General features: G+C 32.1%; 28 protein-coding genes and 1 pseudogene. 9 read left to right on the forward strand and 20 right to left on the reverse strand.

From position 1 onward, the window contains the following. The first annotated feature begins 49 nt into the window (after positions 1–49). Complete coding sequence (locus HHO41_RS03625; protein WP_169095543.1) at positions 50–349, forward strand: PepSY domain-containing protein; 300 nt, start codon at positions 50–52, stop codon at positions 347–349. Positions 350–1,165: 816 nt separating this feature from the next. Here the strand turns inward: HHO41_RS03625 and HHO41_RS03635 are convergent. The 3 genes from HHO41_RS03635 to HHO41_RS03645 all read right to left on the reverse strand — a co-directional run bounded on the left by HHO41_RS03635 (position 1,166) and on the right by HHO41_RS03645 (position 4,236). Continuing rightward, on the reverse strand, positions 1,166–1,621 hold the full coding sequence (locus HHO41_RS03635; RefSeq protein ID WP_169095545.1) for a GNAT family N-acetyltransferase: 456 nt from the start codon (positions 1,619–1,621) through the stop codon (positions 1,166–1,168). Between the two features lie 967 nt (positions 1,622–2,588). After that, entirely contained in the window at positions 2,589–3,509 is a 921-nt protein-coding gene (locus tag HHO41_RS03640; protein WP_169095547.1) for a hypothetical protein, read from the reverse strand. Positions 3,510–3,543: 34 nt separating this feature from the next. Continuing rightward, the gene (locus HHO41_RS03645) at positions 3,544–4,236 is read right to left on the reverse strand and encodes an amino acid racemase (protein ID WP_169095549.1); all 693 of its coding nucleotides are present in this window, start codon (positions 4,234–4,236) and stop codon (positions 3,544–3,546) included. A 256-nt stretch (positions 4,237–4,492) separates the two neighbouring features. Between HHO41_RS03645 and HHO41_RS03650 the strand changes: the two genes are divergently transcribed. From HHO41_RS03650 to HHO41_RS03660, 3 genes are all read left to right on the forward strand, one after another. Next, a complete protein-coding gene (locus HHO41_RS03650; RefSeq protein WP_169095551.1) occupies positions 4,493–4,666 on the forward strand; it encodes an asparagine synthase in 174 nt (57 codons plus the stop codon). Between the two features lie 237 nt (positions 4,667–4,903). Further along, positions 4,904–5,362 carry a hypothetical protein gene (locus tag HHO41_RS03655; protein ID WP_169095552.1) on the forward strand — a complete coding sequence of 153 codons (459 nt, stop codon included), beginning with the start codon at positions 4,904–4,906 and terminating at the stop codon, positions 5,360–5,362. A 42-nt stretch (positions 5,363–5,404) separates the two neighbouring features. Then, entirely contained in the window at positions 5,405–6,406 is a 1,002-nt protein-coding gene (locus HHO41_RS03660) for a DUF3231 family protein (RefSeq protein ID WP_169095554.1), read from the forward strand. A 156-nt stretch (positions 6,407–6,562) separates the two neighbouring features. Here the strand turns inward: HHO41_RS03660 and HHO41_RS03665 are convergent, their stop codons facing one another. The 7 genes from HHO41_RS03665 to HHO41_RS03695 all read right to left on the reverse strand — a co-directional run bounded on the left by HHO41_RS03665 (position 6,563) and on the right by HHO41_RS03695 (position 12,619). Next, positions 6,563–6,787 (reverse strand): DUF4275 family protein, encoded by a 225-nt coding sequence (locus tag HHO41_RS03665; RefSeq protein ID WP_169095556.1) that lies wholly within the window; start codon positions 6,785–6,787, stop codon positions 6,563–6,565. Between the two features lie 651 nt (positions 6,788–7,438). Further along, positions 7,439–7,993 carry a nucleotidyltransferase family protein gene (locus HHO41_RS03670; protein ID WP_169095558.1) on the reverse strand — a complete coding sequence of 185 codons (555 nt, stop codon included), beginning with the start codon at positions 7,991–7,993 and terminating at the stop codon, positions 7,439–7,441. A gap of 210 nt (positions 7,994–8,203) precedes the next feature. Beyond that, positions 8,204–8,527: a hypothetical protein gene (locus HHO41_RS03675; RefSeq protein ID WP_169095561.1), complete on the reverse strand. Its 324-nt coding sequence runs from the start codon at positions 8,525–8,527 to the stop codon at positions 8,204–8,206. A 225-nt stretch (positions 8,528–8,752) separates the two neighbouring features. Continuing rightward, complete coding sequence (locus tag HHO41_RS03680) at positions 8,753–9,319, reverse strand: undecaprenyl-diphosphatase (protein WP_169095563.1); 567 nt, start codon at positions 9,317–9,319, stop codon at positions 8,753–8,755. 210 nt (positions 9,320–9,529) lie between these two features. Then, the gene (locus tag HHO41_RS03685; RefSeq protein WP_169095565.1) at positions 9,530–9,760 is read right to left on the reverse strand and encodes a hypothetical protein; all 231 of its coding nucleotides are present in this window, start codon (positions 9,758–9,760) and stop codon (positions 9,530–9,532) included. Positions 9,761–9,859: 99 nt separating this feature from the next. Continuing rightward, positions 9,860–10,558 (reverse strand): hypothetical protein, encoded by a 699-nt coding sequence (locus tag HHO41_RS03690; RefSeq protein WP_169095567.1) that lies wholly within the window; start codon positions 10,556–10,558, stop codon positions 9,860–9,862. A 495-nt stretch (positions 10,559–11,053) separates the two neighbouring features. Further along, a complete protein-coding gene (locus HHO41_RS03695; RefSeq protein ID WP_169095636.1) occupies positions 11,054–12,619 on the reverse strand; it encodes an L-lactate permease in 1,566 nt (521 codons plus the stop codon). Between the two features lie 280 nt (positions 12,620–12,899). Between HHO41_RS03695 and HHO41_RS03700 the strand changes: the two genes are divergently transcribed. Beyond that, positions 12,900–13,145, forward strand: a complete 246-nt coding sequence (locus HHO41_RS03700; protein ID WP_169095568.1) for a hypothetical protein — start codon at positions 12,900–12,902, stop codon at positions 13,143–13,145. A gap of 234 nt (positions 13,146–13,379) precedes the next feature. Here the strand turns inward: HHO41_RS03700 and HHO41_RS03705 are convergent, their stop codons facing one another. Next, positions 13,380–13,835, reverse strand: a complete 456-nt coding sequence (locus HHO41_RS03705; RefSeq protein WP_169095570.1) for a hypothetical protein — start codon at positions 13,833–13,835, stop codon at positions 13,380–13,382. Between the two features lie 412 nt (positions 13,836–14,247). Between HHO41_RS03705 and HHO41_RS03710 the strand changes: the two genes are divergently transcribed. Next, a complete protein-coding gene (locus HHO41_RS03710; RefSeq protein ID WP_169095571.1) occupies positions 14,248–14,811 on the forward strand; it encodes a hypothetical protein in 564 nt (187 codons plus the stop codon). 248 nt (positions 14,812–15,059) lie between these two features. On the opposite strand, the gene HHO41_RS03715 is transcribed toward HHO41_RS03710, so the two are convergent. The 7 genes from HHO41_RS03715 to HHO41_RS03745 form a co-directional block, all read right to left on the reverse strand. After that, positions 15,060–15,362 carry a hypothetical protein gene (locus tag HHO41_RS03715; RefSeq protein WP_169095573.1) on the reverse strand — a complete coding sequence of 101 codons (303 nt, stop codon included), beginning with the start codon at positions 15,360–15,362 and terminating at the stop codon, positions 15,060–15,062. Between the two features lie 755 nt (positions 15,363–16,117). Then, positions 16,118–16,531 carry a DUF6892 domain-containing protein gene (locus HHO41_RS03720; RefSeq protein ID WP_169095575.1) on the reverse strand — a complete coding sequence of 138 codons (414 nt, stop codon included), beginning with the start codon at positions 16,529–16,531 and terminating at the stop codon, positions 16,118–16,120. A 282-nt stretch (positions 16,532–16,813) separates the two neighbouring features. Further along, positions 16,814–16,993 (reverse strand): hypothetical protein, encoded by a 180-nt coding sequence (locus HHO41_RS03725; RefSeq protein WP_169095577.1) that lies wholly within the window; start codon positions 16,991–16,993, stop codon positions 16,814–16,816. 240 nt (positions 16,994–17,233) lie between these two features. After that, positions 17,234–17,818, reverse strand: coding sequence for a DinB family protein (locus HHO41_RS03730; protein WP_169095579.1), 585 nt, complete (start codon positions 17,816–17,818; stop codon positions 17,234–17,236). A 210-nt stretch (positions 17,819–18,028) separates the two neighbouring features. Further along, complete coding sequence (locus tag HHO41_RS03735; protein ID WP_169095581.1) at positions 18,029–18,187, reverse strand: hypothetical protein; 159 nt, start codon at positions 18,185–18,187, stop codon at positions 18,029–18,031. A 410-nt stretch (positions 18,188–18,597) separates the two neighbouring features. Beyond that, positions 18,598–18,891, reverse strand: coding sequence for a hypothetical protein (locus tag HHO41_RS03740; protein WP_169095583.1), 294 nt, complete (start codon positions 18,889–18,891; stop codon positions 18,598–18,600). A gap of 385 nt (positions 18,892–19,276) precedes the next feature. Next, positions 19,277–19,522, reverse strand: a complete 246-nt coding sequence (locus tag HHO41_RS03745) for a hypothetical protein (protein WP_169095585.1) — start codon at positions 19,520–19,522, stop codon at positions 19,277–19,279. A gap of 351 nt (positions 19,523–19,873) precedes the next feature. On the opposite strand from HHO41_RS03745, the gene HHO41_RS03750 reads away from it, so the two are divergent. After that, complete coding sequence (locus HHO41_RS03750) at positions 19,874–20,173, forward strand: DUF2089 family protein (RefSeq protein ID WP_169095587.1); 300 nt, start codon at positions 19,874–19,876, stop codon at positions 20,171–20,173. Then, positions 20,173–20,454: a hypothetical protein gene (locus HHO41_RS03755; RefSeq protein WP_169095589.1), complete on the forward strand. Its 282-nt coding sequence runs from the start codon at positions 20,173–20,175 to the stop codon at positions 20,452–20,454. The genes HHO41_RS03750 and HHO41_RS03755 overlap by 1 nt, the downstream gene beginning before the upstream one ends. 122 nt (positions 20,455–20,576) lie before the next feature. Here HHO41_RS03755 and HHO41_RS03760 read toward each other — a convergent pair whose 3' ends face one another. Next, complete coding sequence (locus tag HHO41_RS03760) at positions 20,577–20,735, reverse strand: hypothetical protein (RefSeq protein ID WP_169095591.1); 159 nt, start codon at positions 20,733–20,735, stop codon at positions 20,577–20,579. Between the two features lie 566 nt (positions 20,736–21,301). Here HHO41_RS03760 and HHO41_RS03765 point away from each other — a divergent pair. Continuing rightward, positions 21,302–21,724 carry a hypothetical protein gene (locus HHO41_RS03765; protein WP_169095593.1) on the forward strand — a complete coding sequence of 141 codons (423 nt, stop codon included), beginning with the start codon at positions 21,302–21,304 and terminating at the stop codon, positions 21,722–21,724. A gap of 477 nt (positions 21,725–22,201) precedes the next feature. Here HHO41_RS03765 and HHO41_RS03770 read toward each other — a convergent pair. Further along, positions 22,202–22,753, reverse strand: a pseudogene (locus HHO41_RS03770) (DinB family protein); the annotation flags it as partial. Positions 22,754–23,462 lie beyond the last annotated feature (709 nt).

The following is a 23,462-nucleotide window of genomic DNA, read 5'->3' on the forward strand; positions in this document are numbered from 1 at the left end:
TATTTTCCTTAATTAAAGAAAGACTATTGTTATGAAAGGGGGGGTTATATTGAAAAGGTTGTTAGCAGTTGGAGTAGCCTCCTTTTGCTTGCTTTCGAACTTGGGATTCGCTGAAGCCTCAATTGAAATCAAAGAAACAAAAGACTTAGTTCAAACCAAAATTTCTGAGGCTCAAGCAAAAGACATTGCACTTAAGCAAGTGAAAGGTAAAGTTGTAAAAGTTGAGCTTGAAACGGACAATGGCGTTCTCGTATACGAGGTTGATGTAAAAAGTGGCACACAAGTTTACGAGGTCAAAATTGATGCTAAAAGTGGAAAAGTGCTAAAAGTGGAAAAAGAAAATGACTAAATGACAAAAGGCATCAATCGGTGCCTTTTTCCTAGTCTTTATAACTTACTCTTTGCTTTTGTTATTTCTATAGGCAAAATAGCCACAAATGAATAAAAAATTAAGAGAACGATTCGCTAATCGCTAACACTCCAGATAATGAGTATATTCCGGAGAAAGCAAGGGACCATTTTTTATCATTTATTTTTTAAAAATAGTTGTGTTTTCAATACGTATAGAATCCACTTCCCCGCATTCTATACAAAATGTGAATATTTTATTTGAACCACTAAGTGACATTTTGCTAGGTTTTACAGGCATATAATCTGTAGCCTCTGCAAATTCCGTACTACCACACTTAACACATTTGTTACTCGATTTTCCCATAATAAAGTCACCTTTTCGTTTAGAATAAATAATCATAATCCTATTTCCATTCTAACATTTTTTTCCATTAAAAGTTAAGTTTATTTCAACACCAATTTTCATAATCCACCACTATCGATTACAAAGGCTCAAAAAGTATATTGTATGCCAGAATAAAACCCCCTATCTAATAAGACATAATGTTATATATTTACGGATGTGATTTAAAATAAGTTTCATTCTTCAACTAACCCGTCCCCTTAGCTTAGACGTATTAAGTGGTAGAATATTTCCAACTGTGACATTTTGTAGGTCTTCATCACTTCTGGGGTTTGAATAGTTTGACATTGATAAAATACCTCCCCAATGTAATTTTTTATGTATTAAAACATGCGACAAAGAAAAAAACACAATAACCAAACATTAAAGGCACTATTTATTAGGCAAGAGCGCCCATTAGTTGAAGAAATTTTATTGTTGATATGGATTGTTAAGTACCTTTTGCATAAATAGTTCGGGTTTAACATTCTGTTTAAAGCCATATTGGCTATATAATGAATGAGCATCATTTGTAGCTAACATAAATCTACGAACTCCCTGTAATTCGGAATGGTTTGTGATAATTTTCATTAACCATTTTGATAACCCTAATTTTTGATAATCTGGCAATACAAACACATCACAAAGATAAGCGAAAGTCGCTAAATCAGTAATTACCCTCGCAAAACCAACTTGTTTAAAAACGTCTTTACCCGCTTCACCTTTATAAACCCCAAAACATAAAGGAGAATTTTCAATTGCCTTTTTTACTATTTGCTTTGGTATATCTTTTGACCAATATGCTTCTTGACTCAAGAAGTTATGTATTAGTGGTAAATCTAAATAATCTTTATTTGTCGAAATTGAATATCCGTTATTAATCCACATCTCTAATTTTAGCCCCCTTAGTTTTTCTAATGTTCTGTAATTAAATTAAACTACTGATTTAAGTTTTGTTCAATTAATGGTGCGTTAGCACAACAAGAAAAAGCTGTCGGTAATGACAGCTTTGATCTTTAATTCTTGCGCCCGATTGTTGAAGATCAATATTTAAGGTAATATTATTGCAATTTGAAAAATAAAAGAGCTGCCGAAGCAACCCTTTGTACAACCGTTGAACCCGTTGCGTTGGTATTTATTTTACTAGTTGTGTCGAATACCACAATCACTAACAACTGCCAAGATGGATATCATTTTTCTCTTAATAAATTCAAAAGCATATAGAAGTAGTGTTCGTGAAAAATGATAACCCAGATATTGAATTTTTGATAATTTAACATTTAGTATTCTATACCGTTTCATATATTTTAATCCTAAGAAAATGTACACTATATGGAGAAGAGTATTATAAATTAAAAATCGAAGAAATTTCCCATAAGACCATTTCAACATCCAAAAACTAGTAACGAAGTAAGGACCTAACATAAAGAAATCCATACTGTTTAAAGGTAGTATTCCTTCATAAAAACCCCACCATTTTTTTCTTTCACCGATTACAGACATTATTTTTGAATAAACATACATAAGCATCGATGCCGGAAGGAATTCTCTAAACAACCTTCGACCCAATAATGGTATCGTTAACCAAGGAATAATTGCAAGGGATATTAACAACAATTTTGAATTTTTCATTCAACCCCCCATTCCGCTGCTCTAACGCTGCGGAATAAATAGTAATTTTCACCAACAGAAAGAACCCTCACTAGACACAATTTATTATCTTCTTTATTCAGAAGTTTTATTCGATTAAATGGCCCTATAAAGGAAAAAAGCGCTGTTCCTTGCTACAGAAAAGCGCCCGATTAATGAAGATCGTTATTTCTAATTAATTATAGAAAAGATTATGTTTTATTCATTACTTTTCTATTCGGTCAAAACGTTTTAAGGTATGTAAAGTGTCAAAGGTTAGTACTCCAGTCCAATCCATTTTGGCATGTTCCCATACACTCAAATAGTCATTCCATTTCCAGTTAGGACTTATTTTTCCTTCAGATTCTAACTGTTTAATAAAATAATCTAGATTTTTATTAATTTCTTCAGTGGGGATGTCAAAGGTTTCCGAATAGGGATCATAGACAAACTTTAGTGGAAACGGTACGTATTCCTTCCACTTTATTTGATCGAACTGCACAAGGGATTGAACAGCTCGTTGAAGTTGCTGATTCACTGCCTTTGTCCGAAGTTCGGGCAATAATCTATACATACGAAGGTAACAGTATATTTCATGCTCCGACTCGAAATTTTTTAATTGAAGTAAATGATTAATCGCTTGATCTAGTAATTTATTCACGTTTAATTGTTTTACTTTGGATTTATAGTTAGATAGGTAACCAATGATTTCGGCGCTTGGATTTCCCCAATGCTGGTCGATTAAGGACATTCCATCTTCTTGGACTGTCCACCAAAAAGCATGTGGGTAATGATTCACTTCTTCTGGAACTGCAAACCAGCCACCTCGTTTTTTATCAAATGTATTTTCAAAATAGTGGATTGCCTTTGTTATCATTTTAGCAGCTTGCTCATGCTGGTCAAAATGAATCAAATGCTGCATAGCAACAGTAGTAGCCAGTGGCGATGAATTAGGTAACCTAAAGTCTGCTTCTAATCCATGTCCAAAACCGCCATCTTCATTTTGATACTCTGCCAGAGCTTCTAACACCAATGTTTCTGATCCATCTGAAAAAGAATGATGTAATAAAGCTTGTTCCAACTTACGACCATTTTCTTGAATCCAGTTCACTGATTCTTGAAAAATATGTTTAGATAATCGATTCAACACTATCACACCTTTTGAAAAAATTCTATTTAAATTACCTTTCTAATGCTTTTTTAACTGATTCAATTGCATGTATCACTGTTGTATCGAATAAAGGAACTTTTGAATCCTCTTGGTTAATTAACAAACCAATTTCTGTACATCCTAGTATTATTCCTTCAGCACCATTATCGACTAAGTTATTGATCACGTTCTTATAATAATCCCTTGAAGATTGCTCGATATTTCCTAAACATAACTCTTCATATATTACCTTGTTAATCCTCTCTCGTTCTGTATTATTTGGCACCAAAACCTTTATACCATTTGACTTTATTCGTGCTTTATAAAAGTCCTGCTCCATAGTGTACTTAGTACCTAATAGCCCTACCGTATGAAGATTTGACTTTTTTATTTGATTAGCTGTTGCATCAGCAATATGTAAAATAGGAATATTTATTTTTCCTTCAACATATCCGATTACTTTATGCATCGTATTTGTACAAATAACAATAAAATCTGCCCCTCCTTTTTCTAATGAATAGGCTACATTCCCTAACAAATTACCTGCTTCCTCCCACTTACCCTCTGCTTGAAATCGTTCGATCTCTTCAAAATCAACACTAAATAAAAGACATTTTGCCGAATGTAATCCACCCAATCTGTTTTTTACTTCTTCATTTATAATTCGATAATATTCAACCGAAGATTCCCAGCTCATTCCACCTATTAGTCCTATAGTTTTCACAAGAGTTCCCCCACATCAACATTGGAATATATATCCAATTATACAATAGTTTTTAAGGAATGGTATTTTTTATGCTAAACTACTCTTTAGCAAAAGAACAACTACTCACTGTTAAGCAATCTGGTCCTGAATGTAAAAAACTTTATCTCACGCATGTTCATCCTCTTAAATTTAAAAAGCATAATAAAAGAATTTACGGCTAAAAATATGATTGGTGTTAATACACCAACTAACTTCGATGCGGAGGGATTTAATTTTGAATATTCGTGAAGGCATAATCCCAACAGTATTGGGTACCGCAGTTACTGCTACTGGCTACGCATTGAAACAAAAACGCGGTTCCAATAAAATGATTGCAAACACAGTATTCGGTTTTGGTTTAGCCCACATAGTACTAGGAGCAATCGACCTAGTTGAACATCGTCGTTAGTAACAAGGGGGAGCATTTATATATGCTCTCCTTTTAAAAATTATAAGTATATTTATTCTCAATATCTTCCTAATCTCATAGTAAAAATCACTATTGTGTTCCACAATCTAGGCCTAAATCAAAAAATAAGCGCTGATCCTTATTTATTGAAGAGAAACATGATAATTAATCCATTTATTGCATATTATTTCTCTCATAGTAAATATTAGATTTATAACCGATGATAAGGAAAGTTATATGACTGATAAGTTAGAAGCTATTCTGTGGAGTATAGCTCTACCAGGCTTTGCTCAATTATTAAACAGAAAAATTGTAAAAGGTATAGTTTTAATTTTTTTGGAGTTCATCGTCAATGTTAAAAGTCATTTTAATATGGTTATTTTGCATAGCTTTCAAGGAAACATTAAAGAAGCAATCGAAGCAACTAATTATCAATGGCTAATGTTCTATCCTTGTCTATATATGTTTGCTATGTGGGATGCATATAAAGATGCCGAAGGAGAAACTCCTCCTTATTCCTATCTTCCTTTTGTATTTGGGGCTTTTTTTGTAACAATTGGGCTTATGTACTCTCCTTCACTAAAATTGGGACAAATATTATTTGGCCCAGTATTTCTTCCAATTTTATCTTTAATTCCAGGCCTATTGGTTGGATATTTGATAAAGTGTATATTCGCCCGAATTAAGGTTCAATGAACATGGTTATAATTTGAGGTAATAAATAATGGAGGCAAATATATGACTCAAAACCAGGCTTTTAGTTCGAGTGAATTAGGAACATTATGGATGACCTATCAAGAAAAAACAATGATGCAAAGAATGCTAGAATATTTTATAGAACAAGCAGATGACAATCGAGCTAAAGAGATTATGCAAAATACTCATATGAAAATCATTAACTACCTTGAAGATATTAAAGGCATCTTTAAAAATGAGGGTGCTGTCATTCCTGTTGGATACACAGAACAAGATGTGAATGTTGGTGTTCCTAAGCTGTATGACAACATGTTTGATATTATGTTTCTTCGACTGCTCCAAGAAATAGGCATGGGGTTACATACTCTCCATTTAACTATGGCATATCGTAAAGATATCGTACTTCTCTATAAGGAATTAACTGCATTTGCTCAAAGTACTTACGATGAATGCGTGGATTATTTACAAGAAAAAGATGTTTTACCACGTCCTCCTGCAGTAACTATGCCAAAGTCTGTGGAGTTTGTAGATGGAACCAATTATATGAGTGGTTTTAACTTATTTTCAGAAAAACGGGCATTGAATACAGTGGAAGTAGCTCATTTATATCACTCAATTGAATCAAATATTCTTGGTATGCAACTAATTACGGGGTTCGCACAAGTGGCAAATGAACCTGAAGTAAAAAAATACTTCATAAAAGGGAAAGAATTGGCGAAAAAAATTGTAACTGATAATACTCAATTATTTCTTCAAAGTGATATTCAACCTTCTTCAACATGGGGGGCAAATGCAACAGATTCTAAGGTAGCTCCTTTTTCAGATAAACTGATGATGTACTGTACCAGCCTAATTTGTAGCTTTGGTTTAGGAAGCAATGCTTTAGGAACAGCATTTAGTTTACGAAGTGACCTCCCATTAAAAATGATTAATGAAGCAAAAGACATACTAACTTATGGCTCAGAGGGTGGAAAACTCATGGCGAAAAATGGCTGGCTTGAAGAGCCTCCACAAATGCAGGATAGGAATCAATTAACAAAATAAACAAGATGTAATATTGAAATAATACAAGCTCTCCTGAATAATAAGGAGTTCTTGTATTATTTCGCTTAGAAAACATTTCATATAATAATCTATTGTGAAGTAATCTTAATCCTGTTTTTTCTACTCCTTCTTCGGCAAAATTCCTTCATACTCTCTTCAAAAATTTTTTCCATCCAAACAATCTTTTTTCTTATAACTAAACAAGTGCCAGAGATACCCACAGTAACCACCTGTATCATAAAGATAAATAGATTTCTTATCATTATCATTCAAATGAGCAGCAAAATTTAATTCCCATTGTTTTCGTAAGTAAGGTCCCCATTTTGGCATTTCGGTTATCTTTATTTTTTGGGTTTTAAGTCTATCGTATAAGTCATTCATTTTTGCCCCTCCATTATATAAAGTAAAGTTGGCCAGCTGAAGAGGAAACCTATTTTGAACTTATTAAATTTCCTCCCTTTGATTCAAAAAGTTTTAATGACTTTCCTTGTTCGGTACGAGAGTAATATTCAACTTCACAATAGTATCTGCCTTCCTGCGCCCCTTGATAATTTTCAGGAAACATTATCTGTTCTTTTTCTTTTTGGCTTTGTTATTCTTCATTGTTGATTTTCCTGTAGTTATGAGAATTCATAAGCGGAGAATTTCCGGCTAATGTAAAAGAAGGAAGCTCAAATAGCCAAAATAAGCGGAGAGATTCCGCTTAACAGCTCTAAATAGAACAAAATTTATCGATTTAGATTATATAAGCGGAAAAACTCCGCTTATTTTAAAGGAAATATAGGTATTTCCCAATTTAAACGGAATTTATTCGCTTATTTTTCAATCAAAGTGAAATCAACATTCAACTTTAACACATCCTTCTTTTTAATAATATGCCAAAGATAAGCCGACATCCCAACACAAAACATGAGCGATAAAACTAATAAAAAGAAATACTGCGTCAAATTTCTCAATTCTACTGTCATGGTAGTAGGATTAAAAAGGTGACTTTTCCTAAGAAGAACTTGCTCCCTTAGATGAAGAATAACATTAAGCTTCTATTGATAAATCTATCCAAATTGTATCCCATTTTTTCTCCTGCATACGTTTAGAATATATTGAGTGTGACTTGCTATTATTTTGAAAGTATGGAGTAGGTTCAACAATCTTTTTAAACAAATCTTCTACTCCATATGGAGCCATTATTTTAAGTTCACTATTACACATTTTTACAGCTATTGCAGTAGGGATTTCTGTAAAATGAGCAACGCCATCAAAGGAAGAATTATAAGGATTAAATCCATTTTTTAAATGCATTCTTGCTTGATTTTTTACTGACCAAGGCTGGTTAGGCACTAAAATTTCTAAATTTTTTTCTAAATCTTTTTCTGTTTCCCACGATGTATCCGTGCTATCGAAATAAATAACATCAATGTCATTTATTGGTGTTTTAATGTTATGTAAAACGTCCCATACTTTATTTCTAATGAGTCCCGCAGAAATCCAAGCATCATTTAAATTTAACTTTTCAACGGCTTTTAATAAAGATATTATGTAGGCATCATTTTTTATAATTTCTATCAACCGATTTTCGTAATTAATCACATTAATTCTCCTGTATTCATACTTACTTTTTTGAATATTATACCGTAAAATTTTCTGTAGATTTAGCTTTATAAATTAGAATCACCATATTAATCTATCCTGCCCCTATAACTGATTTAGGATCAAGAAAAATGGACTGCTCCAAAAAACAGTCCAAGTTGTTGCGTTTTCGCGTCCTTTTCTGGAATAAATACAAACAATTTTGTTCTTCTACATCGGATTTCTAAAGTATTCTACTTCCGATTTGAATTCAAAGATATCATACCTCCAAAATAAATGATCTGAACTATCTTTTTTAACCACAATAAAGTCTTTTTTGTCTGTATAAATGCGATAAGTATCGTACCCAAGATACTTTATATTCAAGATTTTATATCCTGCTAGCTCTTCTTTTATTTCAGGGATATCCTTTATTTGCGAAGCGGTTAAGGCTGTGAGCATATTATACGGACCAAGAAAATTTAAAAAAAGCAATAAAATAATACTAGCAATTAGACCTGTAATAGCTAACTTTGTAAGATTTTTAAGAACCATAAACTCTACTCCTGTTTCTTGTCATTATTCATTAATTAGAGTTCGATTTACTTCCTAACAGCTCCTCCACTTCTTCCATAAAATGGACCGATACATAAAGAGAGAGCGCAATTTCTATTCTGGAAATGCGCCCGTTTGTTGAATACCGTTATTAAAGTAAAGAAAATGTGGTGCATAGAAACATCTGTTAAAATTGGGAGATGTTTAATCATTAATAACAATCTCCTATTGTACTTTCCCTTGGAAAATTGGTCTTTTAATTAATATTTCTGTAATTTTCAATTTAAATAAAATGTAATGAGTAAATAATGCAACCATCAATCCATTTAATATTCCAGCAACTACATCTAATGGATAGTGAACACCTACCCAAATTCTTGAAAATGCTATTCCAAATGCAAGCCAAACCCAAAAATGCTTAAATCGAAGTGAAGATAACCACAGTGTAAAAGCTATCACTATTGCCGAAGTAGCATGATCACTTGGAAAGGATGAGTTTGCAGCATGCTCCACAAGTTGATTCACGGTATGGGATACAAAAGGTCGCTCCCGAAAAATGAATAATTCAATCAATCTATTTATTGAATAGGCCAAAGTAAAGGAAACCATAACTTGAAAAGCTATAACACGAAAATTACTTTTATTTAGAAGCCATAAAATCAATATTAATAATACAAAAACATATTGAACATATTCCGCAAACAAAATCATAATGTTGTCTAATAATGGAGACTGAAGGACTTGACGGTTAATAACATTGAACCAATTGTAATCTACTTCTGTAAAACTCATTAATATTCCCCTTTAACACTTACTTTTTCTAAACATTAATAAATACTAACAAAAGATACCATATTTTCCTAGATAATTTTATAAAGATGTAAATTAATACGCACAGAATTAAAAAAACAGCCCAGTTCCATAGCTCCTAATAAAAAATCGCCCATCTATAAGCACCCGTTTACTTTAAGTACAACCCTTCACAAACTCTTTAACCAATACTTATAATTTCAGATAAGGCAGCATTATAGCTGCAATACTCAAAATCGTAATTAAGATAATCAGACCAATTAGCCGATACAAACGCTTAGCCCACTTTTTAGCCAATTCATCTGTAATAACTTGGTCTTCATCTAGTCTTTGAAATTCCTTTTTAAAACTATAAAACTGTTGAAATACTAACACCATGCAAATCACAGATAATATTAAACCTAAAATTGCTATGATCTTCAAAAAATATTCACTTCCTATCTTTAACTCTTGTGCCCTTTAACGGAAAAAATACCTGGACTTCTATTAGCTAGTTTTGTTAAAAAGTTCGTATCAAACTACTTAATCTAATTTAAACTCAATCTTTATTGCTTGATACATTTTATCTTTAAATTCATAAGTAATTTGAATCGTACCAATGAACATGGCAGGAGTAATTTGACCATCTACAGAAGCCACCAGATGATTATCAACTACATCAAAATTGACGATACTGCCAAAAATAACATCATTAAACAAATGGTCCGGCGGGATTTGAAATTTTTCAATATCAATTTCTGTTGTCTTATCGCCAATTGACACTACAGCTTCATGTTGTGTTAGCTTTGTTTTTACATTTTTCAAAATAACCGATATAGGATTGTCTACTAGAATCTCTTCATGAATCTCCCCTATACTAGTTTGAGTTTTATTTAATACATGAACTTCACTATCTAATACCCCTGTGCCATAACCCTTTGTTAATACAATAGTTAAATCCTTCTTCCCATCTTCATTTAAATCATTGTATAGGATTCTTGGGGCATATGTAGGATTGGTTACATTTATCCAATAAGGAAAATACCTTGTTCCCCCGTCAATCTTCATCTCGAAATCTCTGTACATGCCATTTTTTCTATCTATTTCATTTGCATATAAAATAACCTTTGCTTCTTTAGACTTTGAAATAACCTTTTTGGATTCAGCAAATACTGTTGTCATACTATAACTGTTATAAAAAGTATGAACTATGACCATTAAAAACAGAATTTTGTACCACATGAAAATCACCTCATGATTAATATACCTCTTGTCTTATTTCGTAATTCTGCCCTTAACTTTAAAAAGGTTATTTCAAAATTCCATTATTCGAGCGATCACTTTATTTAAGAATCTGTCCCAAACATGAAATAGGCACAATCATCTTTTTGATAATCGCGCCCGATTGTTGATTAAAAAACAACGACCAACTCCTTCTTACTTAATGGAGAGTATCATCATTTCGAGTATAGAAAAAAATGGAAATGAGGCAAATTTTCTTATTATCTATATTTGGTTTTTTATTTATATCATACAAATTTATCAAAGTATTTAAGAACAAATAGGTATCCCAAAATAACAAAATCATTGCGTGGTCGTTGTACAGCATTAGTATCATAGGATTTTTTACATTGAATTTACTATTTCAATAAGGACTCAATGGTACTCATTAATGTAGTCTTTTTTCATTTTCGAAATTAATATTCATACTCTGTTTGTAACCCCTTTTCGGTTGACTTAATACATGAGCCAGTTTATTATGCCAACACATACGAGAAATATTACACTTATTTTAATCGTGTATTTAAAAACTTCACTTTCACGCCCAACTAAGCCAACCGCTGCAGCTGCTACTGCAATTGATTGTGGGCTTATCATTTTCGCCATATCTCCACCAATAACATTACTCGCAACCATACCTTCTGCGCTAATGCCTAATTGACTTGCCGTAATAGTTTGGAGCGGTGCAAATAGTGAACCACTATTAACAACTGATCCTGTGAGGAATACTCCAATCCAGCCGAGAATAGGACTAAATAACGGGAACAATTCACCGGTCGAAGCAAACGCAAGCCCCAAAGTTGAACTCATGCCCGAATAGTTACAAATATATGCAAAAGCCAAAACGGAGCAAATCGTAACAACCGGAATCGTAAGTTCTTTTATTGTTTCACTAAAAGCATCACTAATTACCGGTCCTTTAATTTTGAAGATGACAATCGTTATAATGCTTGCATAAACAATCGCACTTGCGGTTGATGATAGTAAGTCCAAATTGAATACAGCCGCAAACGGTGTAGGTTCATTCACAATGGGAGGAACTTTAAAAATCATTCCATTTACCGTTGGTATTGGGAATTGAATGATTAAGCTTTCAAATTTAAGTTTTGAAAATACAACTACAAGTAAAGTTAAGAAAATAAACGGACTCCACGCTTTAATAAGTGTTCCAACGCTTTCTTCTTGCTTTGGTCTTAAATAAATGTACAAAACAATTAAAGTAATCGATGCAGACAAAATATCAACTAATGTTGCGCCAATAAAGTTTAGTGTTGCGAACTGTACGACTGAAAATGTTATAGAAGCTACTAGAAGCGGCTTAATAACGCTTCCTATCCCTTTTATTCCATCCGCTAAAAACACCAGTAAAAAGGGCAAAATAAAGCTAATAAACGGTATAACATAACTTGTCCTCACCGCCACATCTAACGGATTAAGTCCAGTGAGTTGCGATGGTGTAATGACAGGAATACCCATTGCACCAAACGAACCACTAGCAACATTAGCCACCAAGCAAATCCCAGCTGCCTTCACTGGATTAAAACCTAACCCAACCAAGATGATTGCCGTAATAGCAACTGGTGCACCAAAGCCCGCTGCTCCCTCTAAAAATGCACCAAAACAGTAAGCTACTATAATAACTTGAATTCGCTTATCTGGTGACATTGAAGTGATTGACTTCTTAATAATGTCGAATTTTCCTGTCTTAACCGTGAGCTTATAAAGGAATATCGCAGCAATAACAATTGAAGCGACGGGATATAAGCCCGCTAAAACTCCAAAAGCCCCAACCCATAACGTTTTATTTGCGGGAAAAGAGTAAATAGTTATGGCAACTACACCCGCTACAACCGCAGTAATTATACCTGCCACATGTCCTTTAACTTTAAAAATGGTTAATAATAGTACGTATAATAATATTGGCGTAGCCGCAACTATGGCTGATAGCCAAATATTACTCAATGGATCATATACTTGGTTGAACAAAATAAACACCTCATTTTTCTTACTTATACTCTGCATAAAAATCATGATTATACAGAAATTACAATAAAAAAAGTGAGGTGTCTAAATGTGAATATAGACGAACTATTTTTGACCGAACAACCCCAAGCGAGTAACGAAATAATTAAGATGTACAGGCGATATTGAGAAAAATATGTTCTGAAGAACGGTAAAAAACTGATTTTCAGGAAAAGGAAAAAACAAGAAATTGTCAACAATACTTATATATTAGAAGAAACCAGGAAATGGATAAATTCAGATATAACAAATGTGTATTCGATGTTAATAGAGGAATTCAATGCAAAAATCAAGGAAGTTCACCAAAAAGCGCAAAAGCAATACGGATCACCCTTTGGCTGAAATTGCTTGTCATACTGTCATCCATATATTCAATTTCTGCATGGCTGAAAAACAAAAACATTACCATGCCAATACACGGGCGTTGATTCTGGTGGTTTCAGAGGTGTTTCATTTTCGGCAACTCCATCCGTTGCTGGAAGTATGGCAATGTGTTAAGCAGTACGCCAGCACGTTATCAAATTAACATTACAATATTTTAGTATACAAACTTACCTTTTTAGCAATCTTATATGAATTTCTTGCTCAACTCCCCAGAAAAAATGGACTACTGAAACAGTCCATCATTTGTTCCTTGTTCGCGCCCGATTGTTGAAGATCATTGCCGTCATTTTATTGAAGAAAAGCCCCGTTCGTTAAACAACAATCTCAAGAAAACCTCTAGATTATGTACTAAAAAAACACGTATAAAGCTTAAATCTTAGTCTTTGATCAAGGCCCCTCCAATACTGAATTTATGCTTGTTATCAACTTTTTCTAAATAACCAATTAATTGAATACTAGGGTTATCAATTCCCAGCAAAGATTTATCGCCAATACCTTCAAACGGCATAAAAACATCTAATGTAATCTTTTCTCCAGGTCTAATATCTAATTTGTTTCCTCTAGCCTCTACTTTATATGCATTGCCTTTATAACTAGATTGACTTGTTTTAATTGGGAAGGAAACGAAAACATTATTTTGCTTAATAACGAAATCAGTACCATTAATTAATTTAATGGAGTATAAAATTCCTTCTTTCGAAGTTTGTTTATTAATTAATTCCAACTTGATTTTCTCTAAATGATTTGTTGAAACAGCTACCTTATTTTCCTTGAGACACCCTGTCATTATTATGAAAATTAACAAAATCAGAGTTAAATATTTAATTTTCAAAATCAACTCTCTCCCTATTTTCCTTTTTGAATATTTTAACATTTAATACCACTTTCAGGAGGGGGTTTTGGATATTCTTTCTTCAAAAGATACTGCCCTATAACTGATTAAAGACCAAGAAAAATGGACTGCTATAATTAACTACCCCAGATGTTGTATAATTGTACCCTTATTTACAAAAAAACGCAGTTCCATGCTATGGAAATGCGCCCGATCATTTAACAGTAATGAACCAAATATTAGCTAGTATAATGGAATAACTATAATAAGTTCTCAAACCCAATTTCACTAACATAAATAATAGTCTAATAAGGTTTTTGGTAAAATTTGTAGAATAATAATCTATATTGAGATATATTGCTAATGAACATCTAAATACTTTTTATTTATAGAATTGGAGGATGTGCATTTAATGGGATTTTTTAAACGTTTTTTTAAGAAAATAGAAGATGTTAATAAAGGTGAGACTGCTGTTTCTGAACTTGAATCTGAGTTTTATTTAGAGTCACCAGAAGAAGCAGCAATGAATTTCTGGGTAGAAACTGCCCAGAATATTATTGTAAATGTAGTTAAGGCGACAAACAACTCAGTAGATCGCGCCTTTATCTTGGTAGATATGGGGGAACAACCTTCTTTTGATATTTTTTATCAAATAGATGGCAGTTTAGTTATGTGGAATCAACTTGAAGATAATATGATAAAAGAAAAGGTTGGAAATGAGTTATTACCCCAAGCATCTGCTGTTTCTTCTGCAGTAAATGGTAACTTTGCACAAGTTGAACACCCTAAGATTGCATTTGCTGAGCTACAATTTGAATGGGCAACTGGAGCTTGGTTTTCTCATGTAATTTGGGAAGACGATGACAATGCAAATCTAGCAAAAGAAGAAATTTTTAGTAAATGGTTTAATACCTTGAGTGCTGAAATTAAAATCCAACCATTAGACAGTGATACCAAACTTTCGTGGTATCCTTAAAGTCTATTTTAAAAGGACATTAAAATTTTAGGGCAAATATTATTAGATATCATTGAGGAATACATAAAGTATTGAAGAAATTAATTTTCTATACGAGAACAAATAGTTGATTAATTATATAATACACCTCGTATAATTACCTAATCGAGCTCATTGTAATTAATTATTCACCCCAAGAAAAAGAGAAGAAGCGTATTCAATATTTTAGGATGAATATGGTTCTTAAGTTGGTAATAATAACGGTCAAGTTAAGCAGAGCTAAAAATCTCAAGAATATGGCCCTTAATATAAAGAAAAGGCGCAATTCTACTGAAGAATTGCGCCCTTTTCTGGGTGATGGCAGTTAAGAAACTAGAACCATATTTTAAGTTATGTTGCTCATAGCCTAGTAAGTCCCTTGCCTCTTGTTCCGTAAGATTACGATTATAAATATCCATAATGTCTACAAAGGGAAATATCTCTATTGGATTTTCAATAAGATGGGTATTGAATTTTTTAAACTTTGCATACAGTTTTTCAATCTCTTCATTTGTGGCTAATTCTATTTTCAAATTAGTCGCCTCACCTTGCCCGTTTATAACATTTTATCTTTTTCTAATTGAACAAATCTGACCCGTTACTTCAATAAGGAAAAGCGATCCTCAGCTATTGAAGCATCGCCCCCATTAGTTTAAGTGAAAATACTCACAAACAAATGGAACTTTTAATTAAATACTCCAATTATAATGCATATAGTTGATAAAACTAATCCAACTATAATATGTCGGAGCATCTTGCCCTCTTGTTTGGTTTTCTGTAAGGGGAAATCTATAGCAAAAATATAAATAAGAAATTTCTTTTCAGTTAATAATGCGAAACTCAACCCTAAACTCCACAATGCTAAAATATACCAGGAAATCGATAACCCGAAATACCCTGTAATACACAATATAGGCAGAAAGACAAATTTAAGTAAAACTCCCCAAACCTTCTTCATTCTACAGCTTCCTTTTTTCTTGGAGTGAACTTCCTAATTCTCATTATATTGAATTTATTACCTTTTAAAATAAGAGATTATATTCAATTGTTGACACTTCTTGTTAAACTAACCTGCTCTGTTAGTTTAAGTGGATTTTTTCACATTTTCTTCATTCCATAACAATTTTCTATATACACGTTATTCAAGAATCTGGCCCAAGAATGAAAATGAGCGCTTAACTGCTGCGGTTAAGCGCCCGATTCTGGAATATAGAAAAATATAAAGACTACAAAATAGAAGCTCAAATGTATCGCTAAAGCAACCGATAGTACAATATCTCAACCATCATTAATATTTAACCACAATTCCAGCTTGTATAAATGGTTCTAACACTTTCGGATAACAAATTGAAATATAATCCACTGTTTTTAAATTTTTTAGATTCTGAAAACCTTCAACAGATTCTACATCAAATAAGCTATCCTCACCATCCCAATCTGGCTTTAAAATATGATAAATTTCATTTCCCCCATCAAAGCATAGGTATTCAACCTTTTCTAAGTCACTTATTTCCAAAGTTAGCCCTTCTAAATATTCCTTGATTTCAACAATTGGTCCATCTCCAGAATACCATTCAAAACTATTTGTATACTTATTTTTTAAGTCTGTTAATTCTTCCAGAAATAGTGGATCTTTATCTAATAAAGAATCTATTACTACTAATTTAAAATTAAAATCTTTAAACATCCCACTTTTATCCATTACCCTACCTCCAATTTCATTTATATCCTATCCCATAAACCGAACATGTTCCATTTTTAAATTATCCTAAATTTTGGTACCACAAACAATAGTCTTGTTGAATTATCTTGTTCGGTGGTTTAAGTAAAATTCTTCATAATTTCAACTGAAATTTGATATTGATATCCAGCATATTTAAAGGTGTATTCAATTATATGGCCCCAAAATGAAAAAAGGCGCTGATCCTTGTTATGGATAGCGCCCAATAGTTGAATATTGAAAAACACAACAAATATTTAGAATTTATGAATTTATTTTATTACTTCCAAACTTATGAATAATATTACCAGTTGTAATCGTTAGAAGAGTTAAGATAATTGCGCTTGTTATATGATTAAGTCCATAATCCTGCTCATATCCATCTAAAATACCAGAAAAAACACCTACCAATATACCCGTTAAGATAATTTTATCTATCCTCATAGCAACCTATTATACCTCCACTCATTCAAAAAGTTATACGAATTAACAATATCTGTATATTATCATAAGTGTAACTATAATTGATGATATTTTACATATTTCATATCTTATTAATGTGGGTAGAAAGGAAACATCCCACGCATGATTTTTTATCGTGTTATTCTGCTATACTCTTGCTTAAAATCCCACCTAAAAAATAAGAGCACAATTCATTATAAATTGCGCCCGATTGTGGAAGAATTACTCATAGAATAAAGATTCCTTTTTTCTACCATTTAAAGCTTCAAGGTCCTTCCGAACGATTCTAAGATGATGTTCTTCATGTATAGCTAAAAGTTGAATAGCTTGAATAAGATTAGGATAATTTGCTATAGGGTCCAAAAAGATGATATGCCCTGCAATATCTTCATCAATATCCTCTACTAGTTTCATTAAATTAGCAGTTTCTTTGATTAGAAGTTGATTCATTTCATTAATACCCATAGTATTATTAATTTTATTTAGTGGATTCAAAATAAATGGAGACTTCATACCCTTACCGTGTTTTTCTTTATATTCTTTATAAATATCATTTATTTCACAATCAAATGGTTTGTTTCGCGTCATTTTTGCATATAACCTTGTACAAGGAATAGTAATGATTGAAGCAACACGCAACTTTTTTATAATTAAAAGTAAGTGATAAATTGATTCTCCAATTGACCATTTATTTTCCTCGGGTCTTTCCCATAATTGCGCCATTGATAATGATTTCAGTGTAGGAAAAATACTGTCTCTTTGTTGTTTTAGTGTTAAAAAGTGTGTTCTCATGCTCTGGGATTTCATAATGGACCTCCAATTTTTCTATGATTGAACATAATAACAATTATTTCAAATTTCCATATTATTTACAATTGTTTATTCCAAAATACGGCCCAAACATGACATAGGCGCGATCATCTTTTTGATAATCGCGCCTATTTACGGAATATAATGATAATGATTGCTGCTTTTAGCTTATTAAACTAACGCACCCATTGAAGATGATACATTGTTTTATTCTTTCTTTCCTCTGACAAAAACACCAGCAATAAAAAAACAACCGATTCCTATAAGTATCTTGATTATTTGACCTATTTTTCCAATATCATCAATGGTTAATGTAAATAAAAGAGATCCAAGAATAACAAAAGGAATAGCAAAAAACCATCTCAACCAATTCGAACCTCCCCTAATCCATTATCGATTTAAACAATTCCTGCCAAGTAGTTGAAGAGCGACAGCTTTGTTCAGCTATCGCTACCCGTTAACACAATAAGCATTTACACTCATTTATTCATTAAAGTTTTTCTCAAACAATTTAATAATTTTTATTGTTTTGCTCCACTTGAATGTCACTATTTCTTTTTAACTTATAAACCCATGTTAAAAGAAAAACCATTGCCAAAGGCATTCCGATTGTTATTAGTAAAGACCCAAAACCCATTACACTAATCATAATAATCCCTCGCCGCCTTTTCCTGAATTATATCATTCATTAGATTCCAGTTCTTTACAAAATAAGCGCCCGATAATTGAATACTTAAAAATGCAATCATTATGCAAATCTTCTTTCAAAAATATTTTTACAAATCTTCTTTCTTTAATACCTTCTCAAATTCGTTTTGAAACTTTTTGGTATCCTCTGTGTCTTTTAAGATGTTCTCAATATCCGTTTGTTCCACAAAGCCCCTCACTGAATGATTCATCTGTATCAATGCACTATACTTCTCCTTGTACCACGACTCTTTGCGTAGCATCCTAAGCTTGTTATTAATTGCTCTATTTTTCTTAGATGGAAATGACATTAAAATCCCTTCAAGCAAACCACCAATTAATTCTGCCACTACTTTTTCCATCCTTCCATTAACTATTTTCAAATTCCCACTATCCCTTACCATTGATACGTTATTAACGACTGATAAGTTTCATATATGGGCAATAAACAACTTTCTATCAACATTTTACTAATGGAAATATTATCACTTCTATGGTTAAGAACAATTTAAAGCAACTCTAATAATGGTCAAGGTATTTTGTTCCCACCATTATACAAACTGTTCTTAGTTATACTTTTATTCTTTGTTTTATTTCTTCTGCAACTGCTCAACTTTTAGGATTATATGTACTTTTTATGCTTCAATTTTTTAAAAACAGATTACTTCACTATCTGGCCCAAAACGTAAAGGACGCTTATCCTTGCTATGGATAAGCGCCCGATAATGGAAGATCATATTGAAGATAAGCCCCCGTTCGTTCAATAATCTATTTTTTAAAATCATCCATATTCCAATTCCAATTAGCATTGATACTGTCTAAAAACTCTGCGATTTTTTCCTCTGATAAATCCTTTTCTCCATTCAATACATTAGCATAAGATTTTAATACCCAAGTATCACCATAAGGCTTTGTAGGTGCTTTCCACTGTACACCGAACCTATAATCACTTTCGTTTATTTTAACTTCAACCGAGAGAATATCTCCATGTAAAATAAAACTCCTCATATCCATTCTCTTACACCTCCGTCATCAATTAACTTTATTATAAATTTTTCTATTATCTTATCTAACAATCCTGCACCAAATCGTTAAGAGAGCATTTCTTGATTGATATGCTCCTCTTTGTGGAATTACAAAAATATAATCTCAGCATTAATATCAATTAATTGCTCATCAACTAACACACCCTTTTTTCAGTACATTTCTTCACAACAATCGACTCCCTAATAATTTTGGAAATGAAATATTAGACTTTAAATACCTCATTCCTTAAATATTATTTATATATTTTTAAATATTATTAAATAAATATTGAATATTATTTAACCGCTGGCATATAATGGTAATAAAGGAGGGAAAAGTATGAATAGGGATGATATTCCAAACTGGCTATTAGCTTTAGATAAAGAATCTGTAGAATTTATAAGAAAATTTATTATGAACTCTGGTTCACTAAAGAATATGGCTGATATTTACGATGTATCGTATCCAACCGTTCGAGCCAAATTAGATGCATTAATAAAGAAAATTGAGTTAAACAGTAAGACAGATGACGTAGAGTTTGTGAAAATGATTAAGAATTTGGTGATTGATGAACGTATCAGTATAGAAACAGCAAAATTAATTATAGATAAATATAGAAACGAAAGAGGGAGCGTTTAGTGGAACATTTATATGGATGGTTGATTGCTTTTGGAATTCTTGGATTACAACATTTTTTATCTCGAAGAAAGAGTGTTTATTGGGGAGCATTACTTCCCGTTGCTTTTCTCATCTTTTTAGTTGTTATGTTTGTAAAAAACTGGCATGGAGGGATTGTCGGTATTATTATTCCTAGCATCATTTTATTGTTAATATTATGTGTAAATTGGGCTACTGGCAGAGAAGATTTAAAGAAGAAACGAAAGAAAGAATTAGAGAAAATCCTAGTAAACGATTTATAAAAAATAGGGTATAGAATCAAACGAATATTCTATACCCTATTTTTATTTGTAATTTACTCACTTTCCTTACAATCAGAAAATAGGGCGTTTTAAATCTTAATGTGATTTTATTTACTTGTTTTTTATAAATTACGCTGATTCGTAAGTCTATGTAGAAACTCCCACAATCTCTTCAGCCCTAGCAATTTTTTCAAGTTATTCAAGAATATGACCCAATTCATTAAGAAGAGCGCATTTCTTGCTGCAGAAATGCGCCCGATTGCTGAATAGCCACCGATCATAGTTTGTCATCCACCTTCGTTTGATAGCATACATTCTTAATAGATTAAGGAGAAAAAAAGCCGTCTATCATAGTTGATAGGGCGACTTTTTATTGTATTAGTTAAATCAATTAAATTACTAACTCAAACTAACACATACTATCACTTGTGGTACAGTTCTACGTAGTATATCTAAATGAGATTTTACTTTATTTTATTTTACATACTTTGAAAATATATCATGAAATTGTTCAAACTGGTAACCTGTAAATTCATACGCGTCGTCTTTCATTAGTTTTTCTTGTATAAGAGCATTCGCTAAATAAGGGTCCATATGTTCAACTGTATTTTGTGCTCGAAACGTCTTTTCGAATGTTTTGTAGATAATCTGTTAAAGCGTATGTAAATGTTTCGTCGTGCATACTAGATTATTATTGCCATGTTTGAGTTTATACTTTCACTTTTTAAGTGATGTCATTTCTCGTAAACTTTATTCCATTCATTTGTATAATGGCACTATTGATACTGGAATAATCTACCTGATAGGACTAAAATGTAATATATGTAAACAATTAGGAGGGATAAATTTGAATGATTTTGGTGAACTTTTGTATTCTGGTAAGACCGACAACAACAAAAATGGTGTTGCATTTATTCTCTTAGGAATCATATCCTTTGTCGGCGCAAACTTTATCTATGCAAAAATGATGTTAATGGTGTTTGGAGGCGTGTTTATACTCGTCGGATTATACCTACTTCTATTCAAACGAAGTGAAACATTTTCAATCTATGAAAACACGATTGTTTTGACTTTAAAAGGGCAGGAACTTTCAATTCCAAAAGAACAGATTAACCATATCGAATATCAGAAAATAAAAGTCAGAAGAAGTCCGGTTGTGAATTATTATCCAGTACTTATATTAAACGATCAAAAAAAAGTGTTAATTAATAAGTCATTTAATTCCATTGTTAATCAAGATTTCAAGAAGGTTATCGAGTTATACATTTGATAGCACGATTCTAAAAAGGGGCAGTCATCTATTTTAGTCACTGTCCTTTCTTTATATAAATTTAATAGGATAAGGAACAAGAACTTAAATTGATTAATTAAATCTCTCATCCCAAATTTCACATACTGATACTGAACTTGATTGGACTATTTGCTGACGTCGGCAAAATAATCAGCGACTTCATTGGAACTTGATTTACATGCTTTTTTCCTTTTCACTGACATTTAAAATCTTGTTGAGTTCCGCTGAAAAATTAATCACACATTTATAAGACCACTGACATTAAACAAAAAACCTCATTTACTTATAATACGGGTCACTCCGATTAATCCCAAACAACTTAAATGAATTACCAATAAATTTCTTGAACTCTTCTTTAATAAACTGGCCCAAAAATGAAAATGAGCGCTTAACTGCTGCGGTTAAGCGCCCGATTCTAGAAGAATTACTCATAGGATTGTTTCCCTTTTTTCTACCATTTAAAGCTTCAAGATCCCTCCGAATGATTCTAAGATGATGTGCTTCGTGTATTGCTAAAAGCTGAATTACTTGAATAAGATTAGGATTATTTGCTACAGGGTCAAAAAATATGATATGTCCCGCAATATCTTGATCAATATCCTCTACTAGTTCCATTAACTTTATAGTTTCATGGAGTAGAAGTTGATCCAATTCATTAATACCCATACTATGATAAATTTTATTTGGTGGATTCAAAATAAATGGCGACTTCATACCCCTGCCGTGTTTTTCTTTATATTCTTTATAAATATCATTTATATTACGATCAAATGGTTTGTTTCTCCTCAATTTCGCATAAAACTTTGTACAAGGAATGGTAATGATTGCAGCAACACGCAACATTTTTGCAATTAAAAATAAGTGATAAATTGATTCTCCAATTGACCATTTATTTTCATTAGGTCTTTCCCATAATTGCGCCATAGATAATAAATTTAGTGCAGGAAGAATACTGTCTCTTTGTTGTTTTAGTGTTAAAAAATGTGTTCTCATGCTCTGGGATTTCATAGTGCGCCTCCAATTTTTCTATGCCTGAACATAATAACAATTATTTCGAATTTCCATATTTTTTACAATAATTTATTCCAGAACTTGGACCAAAAACGTAAAAGAACACTTATCCCTGCTATGGATAAGCGCCCGATTGTTGAATACATCATATAATCAATCCACTTAAAACCATCCCAACATTTATAACAAAATGAATTAAATAATTTACTTATTAAAAATAGTTGTGTTTTCAATACGAAATAGAATCCACTTCGCCGCAATCTAAACAAAATGTGTATATTTTATTTGAACCACTAAGTGACATTTTGCTAGGTTTTTCAGGCATAAAATCTGTTGTCACGGTAAATTCCGTACTACCACACTTAACATATTTTTTGCTCGAGTTTTCCATAATAATATCCCCTTTCTGTTTAGTATAAATATTTTATTAACGTACAATTTGATTATTTATTATGTAATACGACATAAGGAAAACATGGTTTCAATAATTTTACAAATCCGCCCCATATAAAAAATATACCAATACCAAAAGTATTTATTTCATACAGTTGGACAAGTCCCCAACATGAGGAATGGGTTATAGATCTTTCTCAAAGATTAGTTGATATGTTTATTGCAAAATAAAAGTACAGAGGTTTGCGAGGAATTTGTGCAGAACTTAACTGCATAAAAAAAGGCTTGCCAGCCCCTAAAATATCTCCTACTG

It is taken from the genome of Bacillus sp. DNRA2, assembly GCF_012843265.1.
Classification (GTDB): domain Bacteria; phylum Bacillota; class Bacilli; order Bacillales; family Cytobacillaceae; genus Bacillus_BU.